This window comes from Mycobacterium sp. NPDC051804 (assembly GCF_044452905.1).
GTDB lineage: Bacteria > Actinomycetota > Actinomycetes > Mycobacteriales > Mycobacteriaceae > Mycobacterium.
Window position 1 is genome coordinate 113,101 of sequence record NZ_JBITCD010000005.1, and the last position, 17,538, is coordinate 130,638.

The following is a 17,538-nucleotide window of genomic DNA, read 5'->3' on the forward strand; positions in this document are numbered from 1 at the left end:
TTCGAGAGTTGGGGAGGAAATCCATTGATACACAAGTGGGCCCGTTCAGTCGAGTCGAAATTCACCATGCTGATCGTCGACGAGAGTGGTATGTCCACGGTCGAATACGCGATCGGCACCATCGCCGCGGCGGCGTTCGGCGCGATTCTGTACACCGTGGTGACGGGCGACTCGATCGTCAGCGCATTGACCAACATCATCAACCGCGCACTGAACACCAACGTCTAGGCGGCGAGATCGGCGGTGCGACGGTCGAGGCGGCATTCGGTGTCGCGGCCCTGGTCGCCGTGCTGGTGTTGTGCGCGTCCGGCCTCAGCGCGGTGTCGATGCACATCCGATGCGTCGACGCCGCCAGGGAGGCGGCACGCCTGGCAGCGCGTGGCGACGACGGCTCTGAGGCTGCACGTGCCATCGCGCCGCACGGTGCGTCGGTGCAGCTGCACCGCGACGGCGCACACGTGGTCGCGACCGTCTCGGCGCGCTCGGTGCTCCTGCCGGGGGTCACCGTCGCCGGACGTGCTGTCGCCGCGGTCGAACCTGGCCAGCGCTGAATCGGGCTCTGCCACGTTGGTGGCGGTCGCGATGATGGCGGTGCTCCTGACCATCACCGTCGCCGGCGTGTACCTCGGGACGGCCGCGGTCGCGAGACACCGTGCACAGGCGGCAGCCGATCTCGCCGCCCTCGCGGCGGCCGGTGGACTCGCAGACGGTGCCCAGGCGGCGTGTGTGCGTGCCGTTGCGGTGGCCGATGCGATGCGCACCACGGTCGCGGAATGTTCGGTGACCGGACTCGACGTCGTTGTCGCCGTCGAGGTCAGCGTGGCGCTGGGACGGCTGGGTGTTGGTACCGCTCGTGCGGTCGCCCGCGCGGGTCCCCTCGAATCAGGCCTGGCGTAGCGTCGCCAGCCCGGCGAACACGTTGTCCTCCAGTTCCACGCGGTTGATCGTCACGTGCACAGGGGTCCATCCGCCGTCGTTGGCCGCCAACCGGAGGGTTCCCGTCGTGCTGCCGGTGTCGAAATCCTCTGTCATTCTTGCGATCAGAGCTCGGTCGTCGGGATGTACGCGGTGATCACCGGCGAGGCTGGACCGCCAGTTGAAGAACGGCGCGGGATCGTCGAGCCACTTCAGTAGCGTCCAGTTCGTCAGATCGACGAGCGCGCGGTGAGCGCCGGGCTGCGCCAGCCCTTCGAGGATGCGCTGCGCCAGGTAGTCGCGGGACTCCGTTTCGCTGTCGCGTTCGCCACGCCAGTTCATCGCCCGAAGCATCAGCCGGGTGCTCCCGTCGTCCTGCTCCTCGGCAAGCACCCTGGCCACGAAGCCGATCGTGATCGGCTCGTCGCGATAGTCCGTGACGTCCCATGAATTGCAGATCGTCTGGCCGGGCTCACGCGTGATCGTCATCGACAGGACTTTGGCTTCGCTCGGGTTGAGCTCACGTTTGGGCAGATCTTCGGCAAACGCCCTGCCGTGCAGCACCTGGCTGTCCGGCGCCCATCCGCTGTTGTGCAAAGACTCGGTGGTGTCGGTCGCGGTGCCGGTGGTGAGGTCCCAGACCAGAGGGCCGGGCACCGGACGATCCGGGGGTTCCATATCGGGCGGACCGATCCACACGTGCACGCCGTGGATTCGTCCGTCGGTCATCTGGACGACCTCGGTGCGGATTACGCGGTCGTTTTTCGGCGTGATGCTGCTCAATCCCTGGCCGGCGCGCACCGTCTCTCCGATAGCCGTCTGGATCGCCATCAAATTTGGATTTCGTCTGAGAAACGCGCTGACCGGGACCATGTTCTTGGTTTTGCGACCCTGGGCAACCACGGCGGGTTCGCTGCCCAGAGTTTCCACGAGCAGCCAGTCGTGGTTCATGAGGGCAGTTTAGGGCCGTGCTCTTGATTCCCCGCAGTCAACACTCACCTTCGAAATCCGTGGCAACGCGTCGGTTGTGCATCGCAATCCGTCATTTTCAGGGGTGTCAATACCGAGCGGCAGAGTTGCGGCACCCGCTCCGACTTGGTAATTTGCGACTGCACCCGGTCTATCCGGACTAGGGAACGGATCGCGTTGTCCGGCCGTTCCCCGCAAATGAATTACCAGGCGTTTCCACTTTTAGGTGGCTTCGTCCGCAGTAAACCGCGGGGGCGACTGTTCGAGGGGTCGGTCGCCCCTGTGGGGGTCACGGGGCTGGTTCGTCGAGTTCGTTCAACACCAGCCGCAGCACCGTGATCGCCCCCTGTTTGTCGAGCGGATCGTTTCCATTGCCGCATTTGGGTGACTGCACGCATGACGGGCACCCGGTCGCGCACTCGCACGCCTCGATCGCCGCCGCTGTCGCGGCCCACCAGGTGCCGATCTTCTCGAAGCCCCGGTCGGCGAAGCCGGCACCGCCGGGATAGCCGTCGTAGACGAATATGACCGGCAGGCCCTCCACCGGACCGATCGCCGTCGACACCCCGCCGATATCGCCGCGATCGCAGCTGGCGACCAACGGCAGCAATCCGATCGCCGCATGCTCGGCGGCGTGTAGCGATCCCGGCACTCGCAGTGGCTCAATCCCGTTGTCCTGCAACGTCTCGGGGGTGATGGTGCACATTACGGCGGTGGTTTCCAGGGTACGCGTCGGCATGTCCAGTTCGACGAAGTCGATGACCTCACCATCCAACCGGCGACGCAGATATCCGATCACCGTGTTCGACACCGATACCGGCACGAGCCCAACTGTCACCGGCCCGTACGTCTTTCGCTCACCCTCGCCGGTGACGGCGATGTCGGTCAGTTCGCGCGCGAACGTCGTGTACCCGGGATCCTCGGCGTGGACGAACGCGACGCCATCCTCGAAATCGAGTGAGTCGACGACATAGCTCTCACCCTGATGCAGATAGACGGCCCCCGGGTGGACCGACGCCGGTGCCTGCCCGGCGCCCGCGCTGCCCAGCATCCGGCCGGTGCCCGCCTCCAGGATGGCGATCTGACCGCCCGACGAACCCCGGATGTCGACAGCGGGATGCGGATCCACACCTGGAGTGGCGAAGTAACCCGCGGGCCGCTTGCGCAGCAAGCCGTCGTCGACGAGCGAGGACGCGACCGCCTCGGCGCTCCACATCCGCACCTCCGCCTCGGTCAAGGGAAGCTCCGTTGCGGCGCAGAGCAGTTGCGGCCCAAGGACATACGGATTGGACGGGTCGATGACCACCCGCTCGATCGGCTTATCGAGCAGCGCCGCAGGATGATGGACGAGGTACGTGTCGAGTGGGTCGTCGCGCGCGATCAACACGATCAGCGCGCTCTGGCCCCGCCGGCCCGCGCGGCCGGCCTGCTGCCAGAAGGAGGTGACCGTGCCGGGGAAACCGGCCAGCACGACGGCGTCGAGTCCGGCGATGTCGACGCCGAGTTCCAGCGCGTTGGTGGTCGCCAAACCGCGCAATTCGCCGTCGGCCAGTGCGCGTTCCAGTGCGCGGCGGTCCTCGGCGAGATAACCCGCCCGGTAGGAGGCCACCCGGTCGGCCAGGTCCGGTGCGCGTTCCTCCAGCCGTGCGCGCGCACCGAGTGCGGTGAGTTCGGCACCGCGACGCGAACGCACGAACGTCAGTGTGCGGGCTCCCTCAGCGATCAGATTCCCCATCACCTGAGCCGCGTCCGCGCCCGCCGAACGTCGCACCGGAGCACCGTTTTCGCCGACAACATCGTCGAGTAGCGCCGGTTCCCACAACGCGACGGTGCGCGCGCCTTGCGGAGAGCCGTCATGCGTGACCTCGGCGACCGTTTCCCCGATCAACTCCGAAGCGGTGATGGCGGGGGCGGCAGTGGTCGCGCTGGCGAAGATCACCGTTGGCCCGGATCCGGTTGCCGAGTAGCGCGTGCACAACCGCAGTAGTCGACGTAGCACCATGGCCACGTTGGAACCGAAAACACCGCGATAGTAATGACATTCGTCTACGACGACATACCGCAGGTTCCGCAGGAACACCGCCCAGCGGGCATGGTTGCGCAACAGCGAAAGGTGAATCATGTCGGGATTGGAGAAGATCCACCGGGACCGCTCGCGTGCGAAGCGCCGGACATCGGTATTGCTGTCGCCGTCGTACGAGCTCGGGGCGACGTCGCGCAGCGCAGGCACCGCCTCGGTCAGCGCGATCGCGGCACGCAATTGATCGTGGCCGAGCGCCTTTGTCGGCGACAGATAGAGAACCCGGGAGCGCGAATCAGCTTTCAGCATCGTCAATATCGGTAGTTGGTAGGCCACCGACTTGCCCGAGGCCGTTCCCGTGCTCAAAACGACGTGGCGCCCGGAGTGCGCGAGGTCGGCCGCGGCAAGCTGATGCGACCACGGTGCCTTGATGCCGCGATCAACAAACGCCTGCACCACATCTGGGTCGGCCCACAGTGGCCATTCGTGTTCTTGTCCCTGTCGCGGCGGCAGATCGGCGACATGACGCAACGGGCTGTGGCTGCCCGCAGTAGCTCCAGTGACGGCGCCGTCGACCGCGCAAGCGAGCAGCTCGCGGCCGAAATCTGCCATCACATGCCCTCCCGAGACGTTTCGTACGTGAATTGTTCCCCAATCGATCGCTTCTCCACTGTCGCCGCAGACTAGAACGTGATTGACTGATCGCGGTCGCAGCTTCTGTGTTCGTGTATTTCGCTCGCAGGATCGACGTTGCGATCGCGGTTCCTGCGAGGGTTGTAGGTCGGGTCGAGTTCCGAGCACTCCACGAAGGTATGGCGGTCGGAACGGGCCCGGTCTGCCGAAATGGTGGACCGCACCCGGTAAGAAGAGAAGGAAAGTACGAGAGATGCCACAGGGAACTGTGAAGTGGTTCAACGCGGAAAAGGGCTTCGGGTTCATTGCTCCCGAGGACGGTTCCGCCGATGTGTTCGTCCACTACACGGAAATTCAAGGAAGCGGCTTCCGCACCCTTGAGGAGAACCAGAAGGTCGAGTTCGAGGTTGGCCAGAGCCCCAAGGGCCCGCAGGCCACAGGCGTTCGCGCCGTCTAACCGACGCACTTAAGGAAACCCCCCGCACGGCTCCGACAACGAGCACCGCGGGGGTGTTTTCGTTTTGAGGGGTGCCCGGCCCGGCGACCCGCCGGTGAGGCAGTCCCTGGCTTAGTGTCGAACCGTGAGCCAGCTGTCCTTCTTTTCGGCCGAGTCGGTGCCGCCCGCCGTGGCCGACTTGACCGGGTTGCTCGCCGCACCGGGACAGGTGGTGTTGGTGGGTTCGGGCTCACAGGCGGGGGCGCGGCTTTCGGTCGTGGTGGATCAGGTGTGGCGCGCCCAGGCGCTGGCCGAGATGATCGTCGAGGCCGGCCTGCAGCCCGAGGTCGCCCGCACCGACGAGAACAACCCGCTGGTTCGCACCGCCGTGGACCCGCGACTGGTCGGTATTGCGCGTGAATGGACGCGAGGGGCCGTCAAGACAGTGCCGCCGCAGTGGTTGCCTGGGCCGAGGGAATTAAGGGCCTGGACGCTCGCAGCAGGCACCACGGAAGCCGACCGCTATCTCCTCGGCCTGGACCCACATGCTCCCGACACCCATTCGCCGCTGGCGTCGGCGATGATGCGCGTCGGGATAGCCCCCACCCTGATCGGAACCAGAGGGACCCGTCCGGCGCTGCGGATCAGCGGTCGTCGCCGGCTATCGCGCCTGGTAGAAAACGTGGGGGAACCCCCGGGCAATGTGGACGCGTTTGCCCAGTGGCCCCGGATCTGACCCCTCGGAACCGGAGGGTCAGTTTGCGTCGGCCCGCGCAGAATGCGAAATTGTCAGTTGCCGACGAGGCCCTAACGCAGATTGAGCGCGTAATCGGGCGTTGTAGGCAATGGAAAGAGTGGAGCGAAGGCACTGGTGGCAGACGGGGACGGCAGTAGCGGCCGCAACGGTAATGTGCGGCGACTCGTCATAGTCGAGTCGCCTACTAAGGCTCGCAAAATAGCTGGCTACCTAGGCTCCAACTACATCGTCGAGTCGTCGCGTGGACACATCCGCGACCTGCCGAGGGCGGCCGCCGATGTGCCCGCGAAGTACAAATCGGAGTCCTGGGCCCGCCTCGGAGTCAACGTCGACGCCGACTTCGAGCCGCTCTACATCATCAGCCCGGAGAAAAAGAGCACCGTCGCCGAGCTGAAAGACCTGCTCAAGAATGTCGACGAGCTCTATCTGGCCACAGACGGCGACCGCGAGGGCGAGGCCATCGCGTGGCATCTCCTGGAGACGCTGAAGCCGCGCATCCCGGTCAAGCGGATGGTGTTCCACGAGATCACTGAGCCGGCCATCCGGGCCGCCGCCGACGATCCGCGGGATCTCGACATCGACCTGGTCGACGCGCAGGAGACCAGGCGCATCCTGGACCGGCTGTACGGCTACGAGGTCAGCCCGGTGCTGTGGAAGAAGGTCGCGCCGAAGCTGTCGGCGGGCCGCGTGCAGTCCGTCGCGACCCGCATCATCGTGTCGCGCGAGCGCGAGCGCATGGCGTTCCGCAGCGCGGGCTACTGGGACGTGACCGCCGAGCTCGACGCCAGCGTGTCCAACTCGCAGGCCTCGCCGCCCACGTTCACGGCCAAGCTGAACTCCGTCGACGGCCGCCGGATTGCCACCGGTCGCGACTTCGATTCGCTGGGCGGGCTCAAGAAGCCCGACGAGGTGCTCGTCCTGAACGAGTCCGCCGCCGGCGCGCTGGCCACCGGACTGCGTGGCGCGCAACTCGAGGTCTCGTCCGTCGAGCAGAAGCCTTATACCCGTAAGCCCTACGCGCCGTTCATGACGTCGACGCTGCAGCAGGAGGCCGGTCGAAAGCTCCGGTTCTCCTCGGAGCGCACGATGAGCATCGCGCAGCGGCTCTACGAGAACGGCTACATCACTTATATGCGTACCGACTCGACCACGCTGTCGCAGTCGGCCATCAACGCCGCACGAAACCAGGCCACCCAGCTGTACGGCCAGGAGTACGTGCACCCGTCGCCGCGGCAGTACACCCGCAAGGTCAAGAACGCCCAGGAGGCACACGAGGCCATCCGCCCCGCGGGCGACGTGTTCCAGACCCCCGGGCAGCTGCACGCGCAGTTGGACACCGACGAGTTCCGGCTCTACGAGCTGATCTGGCAGCGCACGGTCGCCTCGCAGATGGCCGACGCGCGCGGCACCACGCTGTCGTTGCGCATCTCCGGGCACTCCAGTGACGGCCAGCAGGTGGTGTTCAGCGCCAGCGGCCGCACCATCACGTTCGCGGGCTTCTTGAAGGCCTACGTCGAGAGCATCGACGACCAGGCGGGTGGTGAGGCCGATGACGCCGAGAGCCGGCTGCCGAATCTGGAGCAGGGCCAGCGGGTCGACGCCAAGGAGCTCACCGCCGACGGGCACACCACGTCACCGCCTGCTCGCTACACCGAGGCGTCGCTGATCAAGGCGCTGGAAGATCTCGGTATTGGCCGGCCGTCGACGTACTCGTCGATCATCAAGACAATTCAGGACCGCGGGTACGTGCACAAGAAGGGCAGCGCCCTGGTGCCGTCCTGGGTGGCGTTCGCCGTGACCGGACTGCTCGAACAGCACTTCGGGCGGCTGGTCGACTACGGTTTCACCGCGGCGATGGAGGACGAGCTCGACGAGATCGCCGCCGGGAACGAGCAGCGCACCAACTGGCTGACGAACTTCTACTTCGGCGGCGAGCACGGAGTGGCCGATTCGATCGCGCGCTCGGGTGGTCTCAAGAAGCTCGTCGGTGTGAACCTTGAGGGTATCGATGCCCGAGAAGTCAACTCCATCAAGCTCTTTGACGACGAGGAGGGCCGTCCGATCTATGTCCGCGTGGGCAAGAACGGGCCGTACCTCGAGCGCATGGTGGCCGATCCGGACGGCGAGCCAGGCGAGCTCAAGCCGCAGCGCGCGAACCTCAAGGACGAGCTCACACCCGACGAGTTGACGCTCGAACTTGCCGAAAAGCTTTTCTCCACACCGCAAGAGGGCCGTTCCCTGGGTGTCGATCCAGCCACCGGACACGAGGTCGTCGCGAAGGACGGCCGGTACGGCCCGTACGTCACCGAGGTGTTGCCCGCGCCGCCGGAGACGCCGGACGACGGCGCGGCGTCCGGCGCGAAGAAGCCCAAAAAGCCGACGGGCCCCAAGCCGCGCACCGGCTCGCTGCTGCGCACGATGGACCTGGAAACGGTGACGCTGGAAGACGCGCTGCGACTGCTCTCGCTCCCGCGCGTGGTCGGTGTCGACCCGAACACGAACGAGGAGATCACCGCGCAGAACGGCCGCTACGGTCCATACCTCAAGCGCGGCACCGACTCTCGATCGCTAGCCACCGAAGAGCAGATGTTCGACATCACGCTCGATGAGGCGCTCAAGATCTATTCGGAACCGAAACGCCGTGGTGGACAACGGGCTTCGGCACCGCCGCTGCGTGAGCTGGGTAACGATCCCGCGACCGACAAACCGATGGTGATCAAGGACGGCCGGTTCGGACCGTACGTCACCGACGGCGAGACCAACGCCAGCCTGCGCAAGGGCGATGACGTCATGTCCATCACCGACGAGCGCGCCTCTGAGTTGTTGGCCGACCGCCGGGCCCGGGGCCCGGTCAAGAAGAAGGCGACCAAGAAGGCCGCGAAGAAGAAGGCCCCGGCCAAGAAGGCAGCCAAGAAGGCCTAGCCGCCGGCGGAGACGTCTTCGGGTAGCACCAGGTTCAGCGGCCTGGCCAGCTGTGTCGGGGCCACGCGCCCGCGCAGTTCGACGATCTCGCCGACGTCCCAGCACAGCGCCTCGGCGTCCAGGGCACCGCTGACCGCGATGGCCGATGCGAGCACGTGCCCAGCCTCGAGCTTGGCCAGCTCCGTGAGTCGCGCGGCCTCGTTCACCGGGTCGCCGATCACGGTGTACTCGAAACGGGCCTGCGCGCCGATGTGCCCGGCGATCGCGCGGCCGGCCGACACCCCGATACCGAACTCCGTCTGGCCGAGCACCTTGATCACTTCGTCGTGCAGTTCACGCGACGCGGCGAGCGCCGCCCCGCACGCGTCGGGATGTTCGATAGGCGCACCGAAGATGGCCAGTGCCGCGTCGCCCTGGAACTTGTTGACGAACCCCCCGTGACGGTTGACGGTGTCGACCACCACCCGGAAGAAGTCGTTGAGCAGGTTGACGACCTCGCCCGCGGGGATGGTCGCCGCCAGCTGTGTCGAGCCGACGAGGTCGACGAACAGCACGGCGACGTCGCGTTCCTGGCCGCCGAGCTCGGTGCCGCGCTCCAGCGCTCGCCGGGCGACGTCCTCGCCGACGTAGCGGCCGAAGAGGTCGCGCAGCCGCTGCCGCTCGGCCAGGTCGCGGACCATGTCGTTGAAGCCCGCCTGAAGCAGACCCAGTTCGCTGGCGTCGTAGATCTGCATGTGGGCGTTGTAATTTCCGCGCTGCACCTCGCCGAGCGCCCAGCGCAACTGGCGCAGCGGATCGGCGATCGACATGGCTACCAGCACCGTGCCGAACAGCCCGATGACCAACGCGGCGATCGCGAGCAACAGAATCGGCGTGGTCAGCTTGTCGGCTGGAGCGGTGAGGACCTCGAACTTGCTGGCCACCAGTGCCAGCACGATCGCCAAAATAGGCACGCCGGTGGACAGCACCCACGTCATGACCTGGCGTTGGATCACGCCGGGAGCGCGGAAGTTCTCCGGAACGCCGCCGCGCAGGGCGGCCACGGCGACCGGTCGCAGCACCCGCTCCGACTGCAGATATCCGATGATCGCCGTCGCGGTGGCACCCAAACCGCTGGCGACAGCCACCACTGGCGCCGATTTACTGGCCACCGGCCAGCTGGCCACGATGAACACCACCGAACCGAGCAACCAGTTCGCGACGTTGATCATCGTGCGGTAGTACGGCATCTTCAGCGCGCGGACCCGGGCCAGCTCGGTGACAGCCGGATCGGCGTCGGTCAGCAGCGTGTCCCGGCGCTGCCAGCGGATCACTGGGATCAGCAGCCGCAGGCTCAGGTACGACGCGGTGGTGAACGAGATGAACAGGAAGCCCAGGAACACCGCCAGGTTGAACGCGGGCAGGTCCTGCAGCTGGATCCGGTCCTCAGGCGGCAACCCGAACCGCAGGAAACTCAGGACCAGCAGCGCGCCGATGATGTCGGCCTGCAGCATCCCGAGGGTGAACACCGGCCACGGCGTGCGCGCGACCCAACGGACGAATGCGCCGATTCGCCTCATGGGTATCGCCCCGGTGGTCACTGGTCAACCGTATCGGTCGCCGGCGACGGGAAAAGGCGCAAACGAGCCCTGTGGGACGGACGTGTCGCTTCGCAGCACTACTGTTATCTGCGATGACGGGTGTCTTTTCGCGTCTGGTGGGTCAGCACGCCGTGGAAGCCGAGTTGGTGGCCGCCGCGCGTGCCGCACGCGGTGATTCGGCTCACAGCACAGTGGCGACAGGGACCATGACACACGCGTGGCTGATCACCGGCCCGCCCGGGTCGGGCCGATCGATCGCCGCGCTGTGCTTTGCCGCCGCGCTGCAGTGCACCAGCGACGGCGTTCCCGGCTGCGGAGAGTGCCGCGCCTGTACGACGGCGATGGCGGGCACCCACGCCGACGTGCGGCGGATCGTTCCCGAGGGCCTGTCCATCGGCGTGGACGAGATGCGCAGCATCGTGCAGATCGCGTCGCGGCGGCCCGGGACGGGACGGTGGCAGGTCGTCCTGATCGAGGACGCCGACCGGCTGACCGAGGGTGCGGCGAATGCACTGCTCAAGGTGGTCGAGGAGCCGCCGCCGTCGACGGTGTTCCTGCTCTGCGCTCCGTCGGTCGACCCGGAGGACATCGCGATCACGTTGAGGTCGCGTTGCCGGCATGTGGCGCTGGTGACGCCACCGGTCGACGCCATCGCGCAGGTGCTGGTCGAGACCGACGGGCTGACGGAGGAGGACGCGCGCTGGGCGGCGTCGGTCAGCGGGGGCCACGTCGGCAGGGCGCGGCGGCTGGCCGTCGACCAGGAGGCGCGTGAGCGCCGGCAACGGGCCCTGGGATTGGCGCGTGACGCCGCGACACCGTCGCGGGCCTACGCCGCTGCCGAGGAACTGGTGGCAGCGGCCGAGGCGGAGGCAGTGTCGCTGACCGTCGTCCGCAATGAGACCGAGGCCGAGGAGTTGCGCACCGCTCTGGGCGCCGGCGGCACCGGCAAGGGCACCGCGGGCACCATGCGCGGTGCGACCGGTGCGCTCAAAGACCTTGAGAAACGCCAGAAGTCGCGCAAGACACGGGCGTCCCGCGATGCGCTCGACCGGGCCCTGATCGACCTGGCCACATATTTCCGCGATGCGCTGCTGGTGTCCTCGGGTGCGGGCGACATCCAGGCGAACCACCCGGACATGGGTGAGCGGGTTGCCGCGATGGCCGCGCACGCGCCGCCGGACAAGCTGTTGCGCTGCATCGAGGCGGTGCTGGAGTGCCGCGAAGCACTGGATATGAACGTCAAGCCGAAGTTCGCGGTCGACGCGATGGTGGCGACGGTGGGACGGGCATTGCGCGACTGACTTGGGCGCGCGGTATGCCCTGTCGTAGACTCGTCCCGCCCTTACGGGCGCGGCCACCTTAGCTCAGTCGGTAGAGCGATTCACTCGTAATGAATAGGTCAGGAGTTCGATTCTCCTAGGTGGCTCAAGAACTCGTCCACCAGCGTAAGCACCTCGCCGAGGTGCGTCTGCAACAGCCAGTGCCCGCCACCGAGTAGGTGCAGCTGCGCGTCGGGTAGGTCGCGGTGGTAGGCCCGGGCCGAAGCCTCCGGCATGTAGCCGTCGTGCGGGCCCCACACAATCAGGGCCGGCGGCCGGTGCTCACGCAGGTAGGCCTGCTCGCGGGAGAACCAGTCAAGCGTGGACGGTTGGTCTTCGAGCAAGTGGATGAGGTTGGCCAGCCGCTGCGGGGTGTTCATCAGCGCCCAGTGCAATGTCCAGAGGTCCGGGCTGATGCGGTCGGCGACGTCGTCGGGTAGTTCGCCGCGAAACTCGCTCTCGAATCCTGCGAGGGTGACGTGGTCGGCGATGCGGCGGCGCGAGCCCGGGCCGGGGTTGTCCCAGAGCTCCTTCAGGAAGTCGTACTTTGGGCCGAAGGTGTCGGCGTAGATGTCGCCGTTCTGGATGACAAGACCTGTGATCTGCTCGGGCCGCGACAGCGCCATCCGGAAACCGAATTGCGAGCCGTAGTCGTGCAGCCAGATGGCGAAACGCTGCAAGCCGATCGCGTCGGTGAACCGCGGCAGGAACTCGGCATAGGCGTCGAAGCTGTATCCGAAGTCCTCAGGGGACGGTGTTGCGCTGTAACCGAACCCGGGCATGTCGGGTGCGATGGTCCGCCACCGTCCGCCGAGCCCCGCCATGAGCTCGCGGTAGACGAAGGACGACGCGGGGTAACCGTGGGGAAGCAACAACGCGGGCGCGTCGGCGGGGCCCGCTTCGCGGTAGAACGTGTCGATGCCATCGACGGTGATCCGATGATGGCGAACAGGCGAGAGGGGCATATCCGCCGCGTTCCCCGTCACCTCTTGGCGTCAAACACCTGACGGGCGAGCGTGCACGCCGTATTGCCTGCGGGAAATCCGGCATAACCGGTCGAGTGGTAGATCACCTCGGCGATCTCGTCCTCGGTCAGACCGTTGTTGCGCGCGATCTGGAAGTGAATCTTCAGCTCGTCGGTCGCCCGCAAGGTGATGAGGATGCCAAGAGTGACGAGGCTTCTGTCGCGACGGCTCAGGCCTTCGCGGGCCCACAAGTTGCCGAAGACGTTGTCCATCGCGATCTCGAGAATCTCATCGCCGAACGAGCCGTCCCGAACGTTGAGCGGACCCTCGGGCAGTACGCCGGGAAGCAGCTCGCGGAAAACCTGAACACCTTGCTCACGCACTTCTGTCATGCGATCAGCGTGGCACGTGGCGACTATTTCGGTGCCACGAATCCGACCGGTCCCGCCGCGATGCACACCGACAACGCCGCGGTGTTCGCGCTGACGTTGATCGCGTCGCCCGCACCCGGCAGCCGGACGAACACCCGGTTGAGCCCGGGGTGCACCGGCACCTTCACCTCGACACCCTCGGTCAGCGACATCGTCAGCGATCCGTCGCTGTTGGCCAGGTAGTTGATCTCCGCGGTCCAGTCGGCGGGCAACAGGGGACCGTCCAGTGGCATGCGCACTCCGAAATCCGGCTGGACGAGATAGCCGCATTGCGGCTCCGGTCCCTCGACGATGCTGCGCACCCACGTGACCTTCGCGTCGACCAGTCGGCCGGAGCTGTTCAGCATACGTAACTCGGTTGTCGCCGAGGCGAATTCGGGTCTGTCCCGCAGCAGTGCGAACATGTGGCTGGCTAGGTTCTCGGGGCCGACCACACGCTGCAACACCATCGGGTCGACCTCTTGATCGAGCATCGCGGCGCTCGACGTTTGCGCAGCCGTGGCGAGGCCGGCCTCGGCATTCTGCAGGTACGGCTGTGCCGGGTTGTCGCGCCAGCTCGTCAAGAACGTCGCCGTCGAGTACAGGCTGCTGGCCATGAATACGGTTGTTGCAAGGACGGTTACGGCCGTCCGCGCGCGTGAAGCGTCCAGCCATTTCGAACCCTCGCGGTTGGGTGCGCACAACCCGACGGCGGCCAACAGCGCCAGCACCACGACGAGATCCGGCAGGTATCGCAGTGTCTGCGCCAACTCGAGCGCGGTGAACTCCGACGACCGCATCAGGTAGATCGGTATCTGGCAGGCGACCGCATATCCGACCGCTACCAGCCACACCGCGCCGATGCGCCGTTTGCGAATCACGGTCAGGGCCACCACGGCCGCGAGCGCCACCCAGCCCAGCACCATCACGGTCACCGGCGGCGTACCCCACGGCGATGCGGGTGCCCAGCGCTGCCAATCCCATGGCCCGCCAACGAGTCCAGGCACGATGCCGTGCGTCACCGACCTGGCCAGCAGATCCCATGTCATCGACCAGTCGAGCGTCCATCGCTTCTGGTCGACGACGGCGAGGTACACCGCGATCCACGCGGCCGTCACCGCAAGCGACGAAACCCACAGCCGAACGCCCTGACGCCACACCATCATCGGCGATCCCGCCCCGGTGACGTAGGCGAGCAGCGCCGCGACCGCGAACGCGACGAACGGGATGACGGCGGCCTTCTCGAAGAACAGCAGACCGCCGAGGAACACCAGCAGACCCGTCACGGCGTAACGCTGATTGCCGGTGCGCACCAGCAACACCGCATCCCCGCACACCCACGCCAGTGCCGCGAGCATGGGTAGCGAGTTCAATGCTGCCGCCCACCAAGCGAACCCGGGGACAGCCATCGGGGTGAACAGTGCGAACGCCAACGGAACCAACAGCACGGGCTGCCAACCCAGAATCACGTGCAGCGCCCGGAGCAGCGCCAGCGACGCCAGCAGCTGCAGCACGATCAGGCTGAGCGCGGGAAGGAACCAGTGCAGCGGTGCGAGGCGGGTGATCCCGCCGGCGACCAGAAACGCTGCCGGCATGACGTGGCCGTCGTGGTCGTCGAACAGGTACCCCATCGAGAGCAGGTCCTGGGTGCCTGCCCGACCGATGAGAATCAGGTCGTCCCAGTAGAAGTAGCCGCTGAACGCCAGCACCGCCCGGATGAGCAGTTGCACCAGGATCAGCGCGGCAGCGGCGCGGACGACCCAGTTGGTCTGACCCGTAAACCGTTTCACGCCGGATAGGTGTCGCCGGCTTGGCTGCGTGCCGCCCACGCGGAAGCCACCATCTCGCCGAGCGAATGCCGCATCCGCCAGTCCAGGTCACGGGCCGCCAGATCGCCGGCCGCGACGATGCGCGCCGGATCACCCGGGCGTCGGGGTTTGATCGTGGGTTCGAACTCGATCCCGGTCGCTTCCCGGATCGCGGTCATGATCTCGCGGACGGACGTGCCGTCGCCGCTGCCGAGGTTGTACACCGGCTCGACCGGTTGGCCGGCCGTCAGCCGCTGCGCGGCGGCGACGTGGGCCAACGCCAAATCGGCGACGTGAATGTAGTCGCGCACACACGTGCCGTCCGGCGTCGGATAGTCGTCACCGTTGATCTGTGGGGTTTCACCGCGATAGAGCATGTTGAAGACCAACGGGAACAGGTTGTGTGGACTCACATCGAACAGGTCCGTCGAACCCGAGCCCACCACGTTGAAGTAGCGCAGGCTCGTGTGCTTGAGGCCGGACGCCCGCCCGGCGTCGCGCAGCAGCCATTCGCCGATCAGCTTGGTCTCTCCGTACGGCGATTCCGGCCGGGTCGGGGTGTCCTCGGTGACGATGTCGACGTCCGGCGTGCCGAAGGTGGCCGCACTGGACGAGAACACCAACTTGTCGACGCCCTCGGCGTCCATCGCCTTGAGCAGCGTGACCATCGCCGACACGTTCTGCTCGTACGTGTGTAGCGGCCGCCGGACCGATACGCCCGCGTACTTGAAGCCGGCGATGTGGATGACGCCTTGGACGCCGTGGTCGCGCAGCACCTTGGCGACGCGGTCAGCGTCGAGCAGAGTCCCGCGCACCAACGGCACGGACGCGGGCACGAACTGCTCTAGGCCGGTCGACAGGTCGTCGAGCACCACCACCGGAATGTCGGCGTCCTGGAGGGCGCGGACCACGTGTGACCCGATGTAGCCCGCCCCGCCCGTCACCATCCACGTCATGTTGGAGCCGAGTCTAAAGGGGAAAAAAGATTGTAAGTACTTACTTTCTGTTGTACGCTCGTCGCCATGACCTACGACGTGATTGTTCGTGACGGCCTGTGGTTCGACGGCACCGGCGCAGCCCCGCAGGTCCGCTCGCTGGGCATCCGCGACGGGATCGTGGCAGCAGTTTCGGCCACCCCCCTCGATGAGACGGGGTGCCCGGACGTCATCGACGCAGCGGGCAAGTGGATCGTTCCCGGTTTCATCGACGTGCATACGCACTACGACGCCGAGGTGCTCCTTGATCCGGGCCTGCGCGAGTCGGTGCGGCACGGCGTCACCACGGTGCTGCTCGGCAACTGTTCGCTGTCGACGGTCTACGCCGAGACCGACGACGCCGCCGATCTGTTCAGCCGCGTCGAGGCGGTGCCCCGCAGCTTCGTGCACGGCGCGCTCGACGCGAAGAAAACGTGGACCGAGCCCGCCGAGTACGTCCGCGCCATCGACGAGCTGCCGCTGGGCCCGAACATCGGCTCGATGCTCGGGCATTCGGACCTCCGCACCAGCGTCCTCGGCCTGGACCGCGCGACGACCGAGGGTGTGAAGCCGACTCCGGCCGAGCTTGACCGAATGATGGTGATGCTTGAAAAGGCGCTCGACGCAGGGCTTCTCGGGTTGTCCGGCATGGACGCGCCCATCGACAAGCTCGACGGTGACCGGTTCCGTTCGCGGGCACTGCCCTCGACGTTCGCCACCTGGCGTGAGCGACGCAAGCTGATCTCGGTCCTACGTAAGCGCGGTCGCATCCTGCAGAGCGCGCCCAACACCAAGAGCCCGGCCTCGGCGCTGATGTTCTTCCTGACCAGCAGCAAGTGGTTCGGCCGCCGTCCGGGTGTTCGGATGAGCCTCCTCGTCTCGGCCGACGCGAAGTCCGCCACCGGCGCCGTGCACGTATTCGGGCCCGGCGTCAGGCTTCTGAACAAGGTGCTCGACTCCTTGGTGCGGTTCCAGCACCTACCGGTGCCTTTCGAGCTGTACTCCGACGGCATCGACCTGCCGGTCTTCGAAGAGTTCGGTGCCGGGACCGCGGCTCTGCATCTGCGCGACCAGATCGAGCGCAACGAACTGCTGGCCGACACCGACTACCGTCGCCGATTCCGCAAGTCGTTCGACCGCAAGAAGCTCGGCCCGTCGTTGTGGCACCGCGATTTCCACGACGCGACGATCGTCGAGTGCCCCGATGAGTCGCTGATCGGCAAGAGCTTCGGTCAGATCGCCGACGAGCGCGGGCTGCATCCGCTCGACGCGTTCCTCGACGTGCTCGTCGAGAACGGCGAGCGCAACGTGCGGTGGACGACGATCGTGGCGAACCACCGGCCCAAGTACCTCGACAAGCTCGCCGCCGAACCGGCTATCCATATGGGGTTCTCCGACGCCGGCGCGCATCTGCGCAACATGGCGTTCTACAACTTCTCGCTGCGGTTGCTCAAGCGTGTGCGCGACGCCGAGCGTGCGGGTCGCCCCTTCCTGTCGACGCAACGGGCGGTGCACCGGCTGACCGCCGAGGTCGCTGAATGGTTCGGTCTCGACGCGGGCACCCTGCGCGAGGGTGAGCGCGCCGACTTCGTCGTCATCGACCCTGAGCGCCTCGATGAATCGGTGAACTCGTACCACGAGGAGACGGTCCCGTTCTACGGCGGACTGAGCCGCATGGTCAACCGAAACGATTCGACGGTCGTGGCGACCGCGGTCAACGGTACGGTCGTGTTCCGCGACGGCGAGTTCTGCGAGGGCTACGGGACAACCGTGAAGTCGGGTCGCTTCCTGCGCGCCGGTTCGGCCGAGCCCGCGAAAGCGCTTGTCTGA

At 66.5% G+C, this 17,538-nt stretch carries 15 protein-coding genes and 1 tRNA gene; 9 read left to right on the forward strand and 7 right to left on the reverse strand.

The annotated features are described in order from the left end of the window. Window positions 1-66: 66 nt before the first annotated feature. The 3 genes from ACIA48_RS20195 to ACIA48_RS20205 are packed head-to-tail and all read left to right on the forward strand — an operon-like array spanning window position 67 to window position 897. Window positions 67-228 carry a DUF4244 domain-containing protein gene (locus ACIA48_RS20195; protein ID WP_396736784.1) on the forward strand — a complete coding sequence of 54 codons (162 nt, stop codon included), beginning with the start codon at window positions 67-69 and terminating at the stop codon, window positions 226-228. A gap of 8 nt (window positions 229-236) precedes the next feature. Next, window positions 237-551 (forward strand): TadE family type IV pilus minor pilin, encoded by a 315-nt coding sequence (locus tag ACIA48_RS20200; RefSeq protein ID WP_396736786.1) that lies wholly within the window; start codon window positions 237-239, stop codon window positions 549-551. Further along, entirely contained in the window at window positions 517-897 is a 381-nt protein-coding gene (locus ACIA48_RS20205; protein WP_396735408.1) for an Rv3654c family TadE-like protein, read from the forward strand. Before ACIA48_RS20200 ends, ACIA48_RS20205 begins: the two co-directional genes overlap by 35 nt. On the opposite strand, the gene ACIA48_RS20210 is transcribed toward ACIA48_RS20205, so the two are convergent. Beyond that, window positions 883-1,866 carry a PAS domain-containing protein gene (locus ACIA48_RS20210; RefSeq protein WP_396735411.1) on the reverse strand — a complete coding sequence of 328 codons (984 nt, stop codon included), beginning with the start codon at window positions 1,864-1,866 and terminating at the stop codon, window positions 883-885. The genes ACIA48_RS20205 and ACIA48_RS20210 overlap by 15 nt on opposite strands. Window positions 1,867-2,173: 307 nt before the next feature. Further along, entirely contained in the window at window positions 2,174-4,516 is a 2,343-nt protein-coding gene (locus ACIA48_RS20215) for a DEAD/DEAH box helicase (RefSeq protein ID WP_396736789.1), read from the reverse strand. Window positions 4,517-4,790: 274 nt separating this feature from the next. On the opposite strand from ACIA48_RS20215, the gene ACIA48_RS20220 reads away from it, so the two are divergent. From ACIA48_RS20220 to topA, 3 genes are all read left to right on the forward strand, one after another. Then, entirely contained in the window at window positions 4,791-4,994 is a 204-nt protein-coding gene (locus ACIA48_RS20220; protein WP_006243848.1) for a cold-shock protein, read from the forward strand. A gap of 124 nt (window positions 4,995-5,118) precedes the next feature. After that, window positions 5,119-5,709, forward strand: a complete 591-nt coding sequence (locus ACIA48_RS20225) for a hypothetical protein (RefSeq protein WP_396735420.1) — start codon at window positions 5,119-5,121, stop codon at window positions 5,707-5,709. Between the two features lie 135 nt (window positions 5,710-5,844). After that, complete coding sequence (topA, locus tag ACIA48_RS20230) at window positions 5,845-8,652, forward strand: type I DNA topoisomerase (RefSeq protein ID WP_396735423.1); 2,808 nt, start codon at window positions 5,845-5,847, stop codon at window positions 8,650-8,652. Here the strand turns inward: topA and ACIA48_RS20235 are convergent. After that, window positions 8,649-10,211 carry an adenylate/guanylate cyclase domain-containing protein gene (locus tag ACIA48_RS20235; RefSeq protein WP_396736792.1) on the reverse strand — a complete coding sequence of 521 codons (1,563 nt, stop codon included), beginning with the start codon at window positions 10,209-10,211 and terminating at the stop codon, window positions 8,649-8,651. The two genes, topA and ACIA48_RS20235, sit on opposite strands and share 4 nt — an antisense overlap. A 113-nt stretch (window positions 10,212-10,324) precedes the next feature. Here ACIA48_RS20235 and ACIA48_RS20240 point away from each other — a divergent pair, with 113 nt between their 5' ends. Together ACIA48_RS20240 and ACIA48_RS20245 are read left to right on the forward strand one after the other, a co-directional pair. Further along, window positions 10,325-11,533, forward strand: coding sequence for a DNA polymerase III subunit delta' (locus tag ACIA48_RS20240; protein WP_396735425.1), 1,209 nt, complete (start codon window positions 10,325-10,327; stop codon window positions 11,531-11,533). 52 nt (window positions 11,534-11,585) lie between these two features. After that, a tRNA-Thr gene (locus ACIA48_RS20245) sits at window positions 11,586-11,658 on the forward strand. On the opposite strand, the gene ACIA48_RS20250 is transcribed toward ACIA48_RS20245, so the two are convergent. Genes ACIA48_RS20250 through galE form a run of 4 tightly spaced genes read right to left on the reverse strand, consistent with a single transcriptional unit; the run spans window position 11,632 to window position 15,690 of the window. After that, window positions 11,632-12,516: an alpha/beta fold hydrolase gene (locus ACIA48_RS20250; RefSeq protein WP_396735428.1), complete on the reverse strand. Its 885-nt coding sequence runs from the start codon at window positions 12,514-12,516 to the stop codon at window positions 11,632-11,634. The two genes, ACIA48_RS20245 and ACIA48_RS20250, sit on opposite strands and share 27 nt — an antisense overlap. Window positions 12,517-12,533: 17 nt before the next feature. Further along, window positions 12,534-12,908 carry a carboxymuconolactone decarboxylase family protein gene (locus ACIA48_RS20255; RefSeq protein WP_396735431.1) on the reverse strand — a complete coding sequence of 125 codons (375 nt, stop codon included), beginning with the start codon at window positions 12,906-12,908 and terminating at the stop codon, window positions 12,534-12,536. 23 nt (window positions 12,909-12,931) lie between these two features. Beyond that, window positions 12,932-14,716, reverse strand: a complete 1,785-nt coding sequence (locus tag ACIA48_RS20260) for a hypothetical protein (RefSeq protein WP_396735434.1) — start codon at window positions 14,714-14,716, stop codon at window positions 12,932-12,934. Beyond that, window positions 14,713-15,690, reverse strand: a complete 978-nt coding sequence (galE, locus tag ACIA48_RS20265) for a UDP-glucose 4-epimerase GalE (RefSeq protein WP_396735436.1) — start codon at window positions 15,688-15,690, stop codon at window positions 14,713-14,715. Before galE ends, ACIA48_RS20260 begins: the two co-directional genes overlap by 4 nt. Before the next feature lie 66 nt (window positions 15,691-15,756). Here galE and ACIA48_RS20270 point away from each other — a divergent pair, with 66 nt between their 5' ends. Then, a complete protein-coding gene (locus ACIA48_RS20270; protein ID WP_396735439.1) occupies window positions 15,757-17,538 on the forward strand; it encodes an amidohydrolase family protein in 1,782 nt (593 codons plus the stop codon).